The organism is Croceicoccus bisphenolivorans (assembly GCF_001634625.1).
GTDB lineage: Bacteria > Pseudomonadota > Alphaproteobacteria > Sphingomonadales > Sphingomonadaceae > Croceicoccus > Croceicoccus bisphenolivorans.
Window position 1 is genome coordinate 118,939 of record NZ_LRSE01000006.1, and the last position, 12,764, is coordinate 131,702.

Annotated in this window: 13 protein-coding genes; 4 read left to right on the plus strand and 9 right to left on the minus strand. The window is 64.1% G+C overall.

The features are described from left to right. Positions 1 to 10: 10 nt before the first annotated feature. Positions 11 to 2,185: a ComEC/Rec2 family competence protein gene (locus A7A77_RS08455; RefSeq protein WP_082836014.1), complete on the plus strand. Its 2,175-nt coding sequence runs from the start codon at positions 11 to 13 to the stop codon at positions 2,183 to 2,185. Between the two features lie 6 nt (positions 2,186 to 2,191). On the opposite strand, the gene lexA is transcribed toward A7A77_RS08455, so the two are convergent. The 7 genes from lexA to A7A77_RS18305 form a co-directional block, all read right to left on the minus strand. Next, positions 2,192 to 2,872 carry a transcriptional repressor LexA gene (lexA, locus tag A7A77_RS08460; RefSeq protein WP_066556532.1) on the minus strand — a complete coding sequence of 227 codons (681 nt, stop codon included), beginning with the start codon at positions 2,870 to 2,872 and terminating at the stop codon, positions 2,192 to 2,194. Positions 2,873 to 2,957: 85 nt separating this feature from the next. Continuing rightward, positions 2,958 to 4,142 (minus strand): molybdopterin molybdotransferase MoeA, encoded by a 1,185-nt coding sequence (locus A7A77_RS08465; RefSeq protein WP_066556286.1) that lies wholly within the window; start codon positions 4,140 to 4,142, stop codon positions 2,958 to 2,960. Beyond that, a complete protein-coding gene (gene moaC, locus A7A77_RS08470) occupies positions 4,139 to 4,630 on the minus strand; it encodes a cyclic pyranopterin monophosphate synthase MoaC (RefSeq protein WP_066556287.1) in 492 nt (163 codons plus the stop codon). Before moaC ends, A7A77_RS08465 begins: the two co-directional genes overlap by 4 nt. Then, positions 4,627 to 5,421 (minus strand): indole-3-glycerol phosphate synthase TrpC, encoded by a 795-nt coding sequence (gene trpC, locus A7A77_RS08475; protein ID WP_066556535.1) that lies wholly within the window; start codon positions 5,419 to 5,421, stop codon positions 4,627 to 4,629. Before trpC ends, moaC begins: the two co-directional genes overlap by 4 nt. Before the next feature lie 31 nt (positions 5,422 to 5,452). After that, positions 5,453 to 6,424, minus strand: a complete 972-nt coding sequence (gene trpD / locus A7A77_RS08480) for an anthranilate phosphoribosyltransferase (RefSeq protein ID WP_172799872.1) — start codon at positions 6,422 to 6,424, stop codon at positions 5,453 to 5,455. Next, complete coding sequence (locus A7A77_RS08485) at positions 6,421 to 7,035, minus strand: anthranilate synthase component II (RefSeq protein ID WP_066556290.1); 615 nt, start codon at positions 7,033 to 7,035, stop codon at positions 6,421 to 6,423. Before A7A77_RS08485 ends, trpD begins: the two co-directional genes overlap by 4 nt. Then, a complete protein-coding gene (locus A7A77_RS18305; protein WP_245638429.1) occupies positions 7,032 to 7,256 on the minus strand; it encodes a hypothetical protein in 225 nt (74 codons plus the stop codon). Before A7A77_RS18305 ends, A7A77_RS08485 begins: the two co-directional genes overlap by 4 nt. A 110-nt stretch (positions 7,257 to 7,366) precedes the next feature. Here A7A77_RS18305 and A7A77_RS18310 point away from each other — a divergent pair, with 110 nt between their 5' ends. Then, positions 7,367 to 7,696: a hypothetical protein gene (locus A7A77_RS18310; protein WP_245638430.1), complete on the plus strand. Its 330-nt coding sequence runs from the start codon at positions 7,367 to 7,369 to the stop codon at positions 7,694 to 7,696. Between the two features lie 80 nt (positions 7,697 to 7,776). On the opposite strand, the gene trpE is transcribed toward A7A77_RS18310, so the two are convergent. After that, complete coding sequence (trpE, locus tag A7A77_RS08495) at positions 7,777 to 9,300, minus strand: anthranilate synthase component I (protein WP_066556291.1); 1,524 nt, start codon at positions 9,298 to 9,300, stop codon at positions 7,777 to 7,779. A gap of 9 nt (positions 9,301 to 9,309) precedes the next feature. Continuing rightward, on the minus strand, positions 9,310 to 11,238 hold the full coding sequence (locus tag A7A77_RS08500) for a SurA N-terminal domain-containing protein (RefSeq protein ID WP_066556292.1): 1,929 nt from the start codon (positions 11,236 to 11,238) through the stop codon (positions 9,310 to 9,312). 207 nt (positions 11,239 to 11,445) lie between these two features. Between A7A77_RS08500 and tpiA the strand changes: the two genes are divergently transcribed. Both tpiA and secG read left to right on the plus strand, forming a co-directional pair. Further along, positions 11,446 to 12,189, plus strand: coding sequence for a triose-phosphate isomerase (gene tpiA, locus A7A77_RS08505; protein WP_066556295.1), 744 nt, complete (start codon positions 11,446 to 11,448; stop codon positions 12,187 to 12,189). Between the two features lie 104 nt (positions 12,190 to 12,293). Further along, on the plus strand, positions 12,294 to 12,677 hold the full coding sequence (secG, locus tag A7A77_RS08510) for a preprotein translocase subunit SecG (RefSeq protein ID WP_066556297.1): 384 nt from the start codon (positions 12,294 to 12,296) through the stop codon (positions 12,675 to 12,677). Positions 12,678 to 12,764: the final 87 nt, after the last annotated feature.

Genomic DNA, 12,764 nt, shown 5'->3' on the forward strand with positions numbered 1-12,764 from the left:
ATGGCAAGACATGGCTGAAGATGTCGCCGTTCCAACCGCGGGCGGACCGCCTGAGCGCGCTCCGTTACCTTCGCAGGTGCGGCAATGGGGAAGCTTGCGCGATTTGTCCAGTGCGACATGCTGGGAGTCGGCTCTCGCCAGCCGGCCGTTCGAGCGTATGCCCTGGCTCGCGGTTGCCATGCTGGCCGGCATCCTGTGCTGGTTCGCTTTGCCGGCACCGCCCGAATGGCTCGTTTTCGTGGGGATTTGCGGCATCGCCGCGGGCAGCGCATTGGCACTGCTCGATCCGGAGAGGTTTCCCCATCTTCGTGCTGCGGTGGCGGCCACGGCTTTCGTGATGGCTGCCGGAACGGTGCTGATCTGGACCCGGTCCGACCTGATCGGCACGCGGCCGATCGGCAATCCTGTGTCAGGCGAAATTACCTTCAAGGTGCTGGAGCGTCAGGAACGCAGGGGCGGAACAAAATTGCGGATCGTGACGGATCAGGTCGCCAACCGGCCAGCCGTAGCATACGTCAACGTGCGCGAAGCATTCGACACCGAAGGACTGCGCGAAGGTGCCATTGTCCGGGCGCGCGTTCGCCTTATCCCGCCGCAAAGGGCGGTCGTGCCGGGGGCCTATGATCCGGCGCGGGCGGCCTGGTTCGATGGTATTGCGGGATCGGGCTCCCTGCTGGCCGCCCCCGAAATCCTGGTTTCCGGCAACGGGGCGGCGCGCGCCACCAGCCGTTCCGACCTGTCGCGGGAAGTGCGGCAGCGGATGACGGAAACAGGCGCCAGCGCCTCGGCTGCGGCAATCGGGGCAACGCTGCTGACAGGGGACCGCACCGGCATTGCCGAAGCCGACGGTCAGGCGATGCGCGATGCCGGTCTTGCGCATCTGTTGTCGATCAGCGGGCTGCATGTCGGCGCAGTCGTCGCGATGGTCTGGTTCGTTGCCATGCGCGGGCTGGCGCTATGGCCTTGGCTTGCCTTGCGCATTCCGCTTCCGCTCGTCGCTTCGGTTCTGTCTGCCTTTGGCGGCATCGGCTATACCTTGGTGACGGGTGCAGCCTTTCCGACGATCCGGGCCTGTCTTGCGGCGATGCTCGTGCTGGCGGCTCTCGCCATCGGGCGACAGGCGCTTTCCATGCGGCTCATCGCGGTTGCGGCGATCTGCGTGCTCCTGTTCTGGCCGGAAGCTGCCATTTCGGCTAGCTTCCAGCTCAGTTTCGCGGCCGTCATGGCCATCGTGGCGCTCCACAACGCGGAACCGGTGGCGCGCTTTCGTGATCGGATGCGGGACAGGGGCGGGCTGGAGCGAGGGGTTTGCTGGCTGGGATTGCTGCTCCTTACCGGCCTTGCGGTCGAACTGACCCTGATGCCGCTTGTCCTGTTCCACTTCCAAAGGGCGGGAATCTATGGCGCAGCTGTCAATCTGATCGCTATCCCGCTCACGACGTTTGCGATTCTCCCGCTCCTCATTGCGGCTGCATTGGCCAGCGCCGCAGGGTTGGGCTGGCCGTTCTGGGGTGTCGCCGGACGGGCGATCGATTTCCTGCTGCAGCTTGCCCATGGCGCTGCGGATATCCCCGGTTCCGTTATCGGTTCACCCGATGTGCCGTTCATCATACTCGGCTTGATCGTCGCAGGAGGTTTCTGGCTCGCTCTCTGGTCAGGGCGGGCGAGACTTTTTGGCTTGGTGCCGGTCGTGGTGGGTGTTCTTGCGATGGCGTTGAACACCGGTCCGGACTTGCTGGTAAGCGGCGATGGCCGCCATGTTGCGCTGCGTGGCCCGTCAGAAGCCGTGTTCTCGCTTCGCCAGTCGGACAGCTTCGACCTGCAGATGATGCTGGAACGTCTCGGCATCGACACCGAGACTGGAAACGAGCATATACGTTCAATCCGGGATTGGCCGAACGCAACCTGCAACGACGATTTCTGCAGCCTTCAGGCTGGTGACCCACAGCATCCCGTCAGACTGCTGGTCGCGATGAACCGGTTGCCGGTCGGTGGCTCTGAACTTGCCGAGGCGTGCGCACGGAGTGACATCGTCATATCCGAACGGGTGCTGCCCGACGCTTGCAATCCGCGATGGGACAAGCTGGACGGGCGGAAACTTTCGCGCCGGGGCGGTGCATCCATCGATTTCGACGCGCGGACGATCAGCCATGTCCGGCCCACAGGGGACCGGCATGGCTGGTAACGTCCATCAATGATAGCGGCGCAGCAGTCCTGCCAGCCGGCCCTGAACCTGCACATCGCCCGGCGCGTAGATTTGCGGTTCGTACGTTGCGTTAGCGGGATCGAGCCGGACCATGCCGTTTTCGCGGTGAAGGTATTTGAGCGTCGCTTCCTCGCCCCGCACCAGCGCGACCACGATCTCTCCATCGCGCGCCACGTCGGTCTTGCGGACAAGCGCGAAGTCGCCGTCGAAAATACCTGCCTCGATCATCGAGTCACCCGAAACCTCCAGTGCGTAATGTTCGCCTGAGCCAAGCAGGGCGGCAGGAACGGGAAGGGTCTGGGTGTCTTCCAACGCCTCTATCGGGACGCCGGCGGCGATGCGGCCGTGTAGCGGAATCTCGATCACGTCGTTGGCAGCGGACGGCGGCGGAGCCTTCGCCTTCGGCATTTCGACCACGTTTGACGGTGCCGCACGGCTCGTGCCGGTCACGTCGTTAGGCTGCCGGATGATTTCAAGCGCCCGGGCACGGTTGGCAAGCCTGCGGATGAAACCCCGTTCTTCCAGTGCGGAGATCAGGCGGTGGACACCCGATTTCGACTTCAGATCAAGCGCTTCCTTCATCTCCTCGAACGAGGGAGAGATGCCCGATTCCTCAAGCCGGCTCTGGATGAACAGGAGCAGTTCGTGCTGCTTTCGCGTAAGCATGTCGCGTAGTCCTTCTGCATCGTTCCCATGCGAACGAACGAAGAACAATTATGAAACAAAATCGGTCCCGTCAAGTCGTGACGGTTCAGATGTGAATGACTTCCACGACGGTACCCGGTTCGCATGCCGGCGCGAACAGGGGGCGGTATATCAGCGCGTCGGCATGCGCGATGGCGTGCAGGGCGCCGCTGTCCTGTACCGGCAGGACGCGGATGTCGCCTGCGTCTATTTCTGCCCGTATAAACTCCGCTCGCTTGCCGGTTTTGGGCAGGGCGGATGTGCAGGTCTGGCGGACCATGACGGGCAGCGGTGCGGAAGCACCCATCAATGCCCGCACGTAGGGCAGAGCGAAAAGGTGGGCTGTCACGAACGCAGATACCGGATTGCCGGGCAGGCCGATAATGACCTGCGATCCGCGTTTTGCGACCATGATCGGCTTGCCGGGTTTTATGGCCACGCGCCAGAAGTCGACCTCTGCGCCGATTGCCTCCAGCGCAGGGCGGACCAGATCGTGATCGCCGACGGAAGCGCCGCCGCTTGTGATCACCAGATCGACATCGGCAACCCGTTCGAACGCTGCAATGATCTGGTCCAGCCGGTCCGGTACGGGGTCGCTGCCCGTGACATCGCATGGCATGCCGGCCAGCATCGCCATCAGCATCGGACCGTTGCTGGCCGGTATCTGGCCCGATGCCAGAGGATTGCCGGCGGCAACCAGTTCGTCACCGGTATCGATGATTGCGATTTTCGGCGGGACGTGGACCGGCACAGTCGCATGACCCGCACCGATCGCAAGGGCGAGGGCACCGGCGGTAACGCTGTCGCCTCTATGCAGCACGGTTGCCCCTTCGCGAAAGTCCAGCCCGACAGGCCGGATATGCCGGTTTAGCGGTCGGGGCGGGTCGCCCGCGAAGGCCAATTCGCTTGCACTGACCGTGCATTGTTCTTGTACCAGCACGGCATCCGCGCCGTCCGGCACGATTGCGCCTGTAGAAATCCGCACAGCCTGTCCGGCAGTGACCGTTCCGTCATAGGGGTACCCCGCCGCGCTTTCCCCCGCGATGCGCCATGGTCCGGGCATGTCCGACCCGCGGATGGCCCAGCCATCCATTGCTGAGAGCGGGTGCGCGGGCTGCGTCCGCCGGGCTGTCAGATCGCTTGCCAGATAATGGCCGAGAGCCTGCTGGACGGGAAGGTCGAGCACCGGCCCGGGCCGGGCGAGTGAAATCAGGCGGTCCTGCGCGGCACCCAGATCGAGCAGTTCGCTCAAATCTCGATGCCCTCGCAGCCTTCGGCGCGCCAGCGGCCCGATTTGCCGCCATCCTTCGCCAGCAGCCGCACGCCGGTGATCACCATCGCCTTGTCGATGGCCTTTGCCATGTCGTAGATTGTGAGGAGTGCGATGGAAGCTGCTATAATTGCTTCCATTTCTACACCGGTTTTCGCCGATGTACGGGCGATGGCGGAAACCGCGATCCCATTTTCGCCGAACTCGAATTCGACAGTAACGCCGTCGATCGGCAGCGGATGGCACAGGGGGATGAGGTCGCCTGTGCGCTTGGCTGCCATGATCCCCGCAATCCGCGCAGTGGCGAGTACGTCGCCCTTTTTCACCGTGCCTTCGCGAATGGCCGAAAGAGCTTCGGCAGACATGCCGATGCTGCCTGTCGCGAGAGCCGCGCGGCGCGTGACCGGCTTTTCGCCGACATCGACCATGCGGGCATTGCCTGCGTCGTCGAGGTGGGTAAGGCGGCTCATGCGCGGCCCGTCAGTAGGAGTTTCGTTGCCTGCTCGACATCGGCCTGGCGCATCAGGCTTTCGCCGACCAGGAATGTTCGCACACCGGCACTTGCAAGGCGAAGGCAATCGTCGTGCGAATTGATCCCGCTCTCGCCGACGATCAGGCTGCCTTCCGGCGCAAGCGGAGCAAGCCGTTCGGTATTGCCGAGATCGGTGACGAAAGTCCGCAGATCGCGGTTGTTCACGCCGATCAGGCGCGAACGCAGCCGCGATGCGCGTTCCATCTCTTCCTCGTCGTGCACTTCGACCAGGACATCCATGCCGCGTTCGATGGCAGCGGCCTCGATCTCCGCCATCAGCGAGTCTTCCAGGGCCGCGACGATGATCAGGATGGCGTCGGCGCCGATCGCCCGCGCCTCTGCCACTTGCCACGGATCGACCATGAAATCCTTGCGAAGGACCGGAAGCGTGCAGGCGCCGCGCGCCGCGACGAGGAAATCTTCATGCCCCTGGAAATAAGGCGCATCGGTCAGCACGGACAGGCAGGTGGCCCCGCCGGCGGCGTAATCGCGCGCATGTTTCGGGGGATCGAAATCGTCTCTTATCAATCCCTTGGAAGGCGAAGCTTTCTTCACTTCTGCGATCAGTGCAAAGCCGTCTGCCGCGGCCTGTCGCAAGCGTGCTTCAAACCCGCGCGGCGGTTCGAGCGACTTTGCCGCTTCGTCCAGTTCGCTGATCGAACGCGCGGACTTGCGCCCGGCAACTTCGCCGCGCTTCGTGTCGCAGATTTCGACCAGCTTGTTGGGCATGGTCATGGCAGTGGGCGTCCTTCCGGTCATTTCAGGCATCTGCCTTCACGGTCGATATCCAGCAATCGAGCAGCGCCTTGGCAAGGCCCTTGTCGATTGTCTCGGCAGCTTCCTCGGCACCGGCGCGAAGGTCATCGACCTCTCCGGCCAGCCACAGGGCCGCTGCCGAATTCAGGATCACGGCATCGCGATAGGCGCTTTTTTCTCCCATCAGCAGAACGCGCAAGGCATCGGCATTGTACTGCGGGTCGCCGCCCTTGATCGCATCGAGCGGGTGGCGGATAAGTCCGGCATCTTCGGGCAAGATTTGTGCCGGTACGTCGAAACCGATACCTTCGATCCGGCTTGGGCCCGCGATGGACAGTTCGTCCAGCCCTTCCATGCCTGACACGACGAGTGCGCGTTCGGTGCCGAGCAGTCGCATCGCTTCGGTATAGACGGGGACAAGTTCGGGGCGGGCGACACCGACCAGTTGGCGCGTAACCCTGGCAGGGTTGGCCAGCGGTCCGGTGAGATTGAAGATTGTCCTGCGGCCAAGTGCCTTGCGGATCGGGGCGATGCGGGCAAGCGCGGGATGATGACGCTGGGCGAAGAGGAACGCGATGCCAAGGTCGGGCAAGGTCCGTTCCGCATCAATCCCCGCTCGGGCGAGGTCCAGCCCCAGCGTTTCAAGCGTGTCGGCACCGCCGGCCTTGCTGGATGCGGCCCGGTTGCCGTGTTTCGCCACCGGCACGCCGCACGCGGCGACGACCAGCGCGACCGCGGTGGATACGTTCAGGCTGTGCTGCCCGTCGCCGCCGGTGCCGCAAACGTCGATGGCGTTGGCCGGAGCATCGACAGTGAGCATTCGTGCCCGCATCGCGCTGACTGCGCCGGCGATCTCTTCCGCTGTTTCGCCCTTTTCCGCGATTTCGACGAGCAGTGCCGAAATCTCTTCATCGGGCATCATTCCGTCGAGCATGCGCCCGAACAGCGCCTCCGTCTCGGCCATGGAATAGCTCATGCCGGGACCTTTGCGTCGATGCCGCATACGGCAAGGAAATTGGCGAGCATGGCGTGGCCGTGCTGGGTCGCGATGCTTTCGGGATGGAACTGCACGCCGTGGATCGGCAGTTCGGCATGGCGGAAGCCCATTGCATGCGTGCCATCGTCATCGGGGCGCGGCGTTGTGGCGTTGACCAGCAGGGAGGCGGGAATGTCCTCTACCACCAGCGAATGGTAGCGGGTGGCGATGAACGGCGTTGGCAATCCGGCGAATACGCCGGTGCCATCATGATCGACGGGGCTCGTCTTGCCATGCATCAGCCCGCCGCGGACGACAGTGCCGCCGAAATGCTGCCCGATCGACTGGTGGCCAAGGCACACGCCCAGCAGCGGCTTGCCCGCATCGGCGCAGGCGGCGACGAGGTCGAGGCTGATCCCGGCCTCGTTCGGGGTGCATGGGCCGGGGGAGATCAGGTATCCGGCAGCCCCCGTCCTGATCGCATCGCCGGCGGTAATCGCGTCATTGCGCACGACATCGACCTCCGCGCCCATCTCCATCAGGTAGTGGACGAGGTTCCAGGTGAAGCTGTCGTAATTGTCGACAACGAGGATCTTGGCGTTCGCGTTCATTCTTTCGCCTTTGCCCGTTTGGTGGCCACGATCAAGGGGCCAAGCGGCGGTCCGCCATCGCGGCGACCGGTTGCAGGGGCCCAGAGAGCGGAAACCGCGCCGTCCAGATAGAGCGCATCCGGCGTTTTCGCCACGTCGCGAAAGAACCGCGCGAAGCGGCCGAAACTGACCAGATCGTCGCTGATGACGAAGTGTACCCGCCCCTGCGAATCGACACCCACGCCGTTTCGAAAGTGTGTTGAAGTGCCGTTTTCGGCGAAATCGGGATGCAGAGCATTGGCCCCGACTGGGTGGCGAAGGGCGGCGGCGTGGCCATTTCCAGCGTTGCAAAATGATCGCTGGTATCGACGTGCCATGTTCCGTTGCCGCCCCAGAACACGCCATTGGGGAGAAGGTGGAAATTGCCGGGGCCGTCGTTGCGGTTGAGGGGCGTTATTTCCTCGCCATCCTCCACGTACAACCCGATCGGCTGTCCGGCATCGTCGTACATGCCTGCGTTCATCGCCGCGATGACATGGGAAGCATCATCGCCCATGGATTGTTCCAGCGCGGCGAGGCTGCGCAGGGGGCTGCCGTCGGCTCCGTTCAGGCGCAGTGCGATTTCGGCGCTTCGCGGATCGACGATGCAGTGCGTGAACCTGCTGCTTTCGAAGACCTCTGAAGAGCAGGGGGCAGGCTCGGCCTCGGCAGGTTCCTGAGATGTGCAGGCTGCCAGTGCGAGAAGCACCGGCAAGGCCGCCTTCACTGTCCGTAACCCGATTCGCCCGCAACGCGCAGCGCTTCGCGCGCGGCGGCGACAAGCGCGCCGGCCTTCGCCTCGCACTCGCGCTGTTCGTATTCGGGATTGCTGTCGGCCACGATCCCGGCACCGGCCTGAACGTGCATCACGCCGTCTTTCACCAGTGCGGTGCGCAAGACGATGCAACTGTCGACCGAACCGTCGGGGGAGAAATATCCCACGCCGCCGGCATAGGCGCCGCGTGTTTCCGGCTCCAGCTCCGCAATGATCTGGCAGGCGCGCACTTTCGGCGCCCCGCTGACCGTGCCGGCGGGAAATCCCGCGAACATCGCGTCGACCGCATCGTGCGAGGGGTCGAGTTCACCCACCACGTTCGACACGATGTGCATGACATGGCTGTAGTGTTCGACCGTGTAGCTGTCCGTCACCCGCACGGTGCCCGCCTTCGCCACGCGGCCCACGTCATTGCGGCCAAGGTCGAGCAGCATCAGGTGTTCGGCCCGTTCCTTGGGATCGGCCAGCAGGCTTTCCTTGTTCGCACGGTCCTCTGTCGCATCCTTGCCGCGCGGGCGGGTGCCGGCAATCGGGCGGATCGTGACTTCGCCATCACGAACGCGGACAAGGATTTCCGGGCTCGATCCGATCAGCGCGAAGCCGGGCAGGTCGAGGAAATAGAGGAACGGCGAAGGGTTCACACGCCGCAATGCGCGATAAAGCGCCAGCGGGGGCAGGGGAAACGGCGTGGAAAACCGCTGGGCGAGGACGACCTGAAAGATGTCGCCCGCCGTGATGTAGTCCTTCGCCTTCAGCACCATCTCGCGATAGCGCCCCGGTTCGAGGTTCGGGTTGAGCGCCGGTTCCGGCACGTCGGAGAGGTCTGCGGTGTCCGGTATGCGCGCCGCGGCAAGGCGGGCGAGGCAATCGTCGATCCGTTCGCGCGCACGGTCAACCGCATCGTCCGGTGTCTGCTCTCCCGGCCAGATCGGGGCGATACAGAACAGCGCGTCCTTCAACCGGTCGAACACGAGCACGAGGGCAGGGCGCACGAACAACATGTCCGGTACGTCGAGCGGGTTTGATGGCGGCCTGCCGATGGTCGGTTCGACCAGTGCAATTGTCTCGTACCCGAAATAGCCGACGAGGCAGGACAGGGCCGCGGGCAGCGGTTCGGGAACGTCGAACCGGCATTCCTCCACCAGGTTGCGCAACGCCGTCAGCGGATCGGCGTCGAGCGCGTCGAAACGCTGGCGATCATCGCGCCATTCGCGGTTGATTTCCGCAGACTGTCCGTTCGCGCGGAACACGAGATCGGGGTCCAGGCCCAGCAGGCTGTAACGCCCGCGGATTTCCCCGCCTTCGACGGATTCCAGAAGGAAATCGCCGCGCCCCGGTTCGATCAGCTTTACCGCCGCGGCAACCGGTGTGTCGCAATCGGCGACGACCTGCCGCCAGACGACACCGGGCCTTCCGGCTTCAAGCTGCGCCTTCGCTTGGGCGTCCCATTCCCGATCGGCCACAGTTGACATCTCCGGCTATCAGCGATTGCCGACAAGCTGGTCGATGACCGCCTTGATCGCGGTATCGTTCCGGCTCACACCGACGTCTGCGATGATGGCCTGGGTCAGCTGTTCGCCCAGTTCGCCGCCGATCTGCGGACCGAGTTGACGGCGCGTTGCCAGCACCAGCGGATCGTCCGCGGCAACGTCCTGCGTCACGATGTCGTCGAGGTCGACGATCATCCAGCCCAGATTGCGCGGCGCTTCCAGCTTTTTGGTCGAACCCTTGGCCATCGTGAACATCAGGGCCAGCGGAGCGGGCACTTCGCGGCCGCTGCCCATCAGTGCCTGACGGCTGAGGTCGATGTTGTCGACAGGCGGCATCGGCTTGCCGACCAGCTTCATCGCTTCTGCCGGCGACTTGCCCTGACGGATTGCGGCAAGCACCTTGTCGGCAGCTGCGGCGGCCTGCTTCGAGCCTTCTTTCAAACGGTAGTCGCGATCGAGGATCGGCTTGATCTCGGCAAACGGCGGCGGCGCGCTGGCCGTCACCTTGCCCGGCGCATAGATGATGTAGGACTGGCCGTCGGCAGCGATGGCGATCTGCGGATCGCTATCCTCGCTCATTGCGAATGCAGCCGGTACGATGCGCAACACCTGCGGATCGGGAGCAGCGCCGTTCGCGAAAGGATTGCCATTGGCCAGCAACGGCGCGGTCGTGGCAACTTCCTTACCGAAAGAGCGGGCGATTTCGGCAAGGCTGGCGCCGCTGTTCAGCTCCTCTTCCGCCTTGGCCGCACGGTCGGCAAGGGCGCGGTTGCGCTTTTCCTCGGTGATGGTCGCGGCGATCTCGTCGCGCACCTGCGCAAGGCTGCGCTCGTTGGTGCGCGTAACCGCATCAACCCGCAGGAGATACCAGCCGAGCGGCCCCTTGACCGGTCCGGCGATGGTGCCTTCCTTCGCTTCATAGGCGGCCTGCGTCACTGCGGGGGAAGTCTTGGCTGACAGGTCGGCCCTGTCGGCGGCAACGATCTGCGTGGTCGACAGGCCCTTGCCTTGCGCCACCGCGCCCATCTGTGAAGGGCTGGTGATTTCGGCCAGAACCGCCTTTGCGGCAGGTTCGGTCGGCAGGACCAGCTGGGTCAGCGTGCGCCCTTCCTTGCCGCTATATACGGCGCGGTTCTGTTCGTAACGGGCAGCGATTTCCGCATCGGTAGCGGTCACGCCTTCAAGCCCGCTCTTGTCGAGAACGGCAAACCGGATGGTGCGGCGTTCCGGCAAGGAATAGCGTGCACGGTTGGAGGCAAGATAGGACTGCAGCAGCTTGTCGGTGACCTTTACGTCCTTGGCAAAAGCCTCGGACGGGATCAGCGCGACCGAACCCTTGCGCGTTTCGTTGAGCAGCTTGGCATACTGGCGGGCAATCTTTTCCGGCATCGCAGTGCCGATCTGCGCGGGCACCAGTGTCATGCGCGCGGCAAGACCCTGTCCAAGATCGGTGCGCAGCAGTTTTTCGCTGATACCGCGCTGCTGCAGCGCGGCAGTGTACATTTCCTGGCTAAACTTGCCGTCCGGGCCCTGAAATGCGGGAATGTCCTTCAACTCGCTGCCGATCAGCGAATCCCCGATGCGCAGCCCGTGATCCAGCGCAAAGGCATAGATGGCCATGCGCTCGACCATGTTGTCGAGAACGCCGTCGCGACCGCCGCCGTCCAGGAACTGCTGCATCGTCAGCGTCGGATTTTCCTGTCTGGCCTGTTCAAAAGCACCATTCAGCGTTTCGCGATAGGTACTTGTGGAAATTTGCTGGTCGCCAACCGCGGCGACACGTTCGCCGCCGCCAATGCCGCCGAAACTGCCGCCGGTAATGTCCGCGCTGGCAAAGGCGAGAGCGATCACGCCGACAAAGGCAAGAGCCAGGAAAACGCCGATACGCGATTGGAAAAGCTTGCGAAAACCTTGGATCATCGTTGTGCGGCCTGTTCGAATCCGGAAAATGGGGCGACCGTCGGCCACCCGTTTGCGCAGCGCTCTAGACGGGTGGGCGCGCCGCTGCAACCAATCGGCCTCTCGTGCTTTGACAGGGGGGAGCGCATCGGCTAGCCGCCGCCCCGCTTGGGGAATGCTTTGGCATAGTGTGGTTCAGGCGGGGCATCGCAGTTAACAGAGGGGCTCATGAGCGAGCGTTACTACATCGTCGGCAATTGGAAGATGAACGGCATGCGTGCCGCCTTGTCAGAGGCGCGCGCCATCGATCGTGCCGCTCAGCGCCTGCCGAAAGTGGAAGTGGCGATCGCGCCGCCGGCTACTTTGATCTCCGCCATGCGCGAGGGCACGAATCACATCGGCGTCGGTGCGCAGAACTGCCACTTCAGCGAAAAGGGCGCCCACACCGGCGATTTGGCCGCCCCGATGCTGCGCGAGGCGGGCGCCGATTTCGTCATCGTCGGCCATTCCGAACGCCGCGCCGATCATCACGAAACGAACGAGGACGTGAAGGCCAAGGCCGAAGCGGCGCAAAGCGTCGACATGGGCGTGATCCTGTGCTGCGGCGAGTCCGAGGCGGAGCGCGATTCCGGCGAGGCCGAGGAAATCGTCGCCCGCCAGCTTGCCGCGTCCCTGCCCGATACGGCCCAGCGCCTGTCGGTCGCCTACGAACCGATCTGGGCCATCGGCACCGGCCGCGTGCCGCAGGTTTCCGACGTTGCCGCCATGCATAAACGGCTGCGGGGCGTTCTGAACGAAAAGTACGGCGAGGAAGGTGCGGCCGTTCGCATCCTATACGGCGGATCGGTCAAGGGCGAGAATGCCGCGGAACTTCTGGACGTTGCCGAAGTCGGCGGCGCGCTTGTCGGCGGGGCCAGCCTTACCGCCGACGGTTTCGTTCCGATCATCGCCGCCGCGGCAGAGCAGGACTGATCGCGCGCCACGCCGACGCAAGTCGCTCCATCGCCTTGCGCACCCGCTCTCAGGGGGGTAAGGGCGGCGGCAATACGTAGCTTCTGACGGAAGATTTGCAGGTCATGTCGTTATTTCTGTTCCTGACGGTGGTGCAGGCGCTGGTTGGCGCAGCACTCGTCGGCGTCGTTCTCATGCAGCGCTCCGAAGGGGGCGGCCTCGGCGTTGGCGGCAGCCCCTCGGGCCTGATGTCGGCGCGCGGTGCGGCAGACTTCCTGACCCGTGCGACAACCCTGCTTGCGACGGTGTTCGTGATTCTCTCGATCGCTCTTGCGGCTGTTTCGGTCAGCACGACTTCGGGTACCGACGTCGACACCTCGCTCGATCGCAGTCTTCCTGCCGACGTCGATCCGCTTGCCGGCGGACAGGACACGGTGCCTGCGCCCGACGCGACTCCGGCAGCATCGCCAGCCAGCGACGATCCGCTTGCCGGAGCGGCTGGCGAGTAAGGCAAGATGTCGGCGCACTCCTCCTTTCAGGGTGCGGCGCCGGAAAATCCCGATTTTTGTGAAAACCGGTGCCCGCCTCGCTTGCGG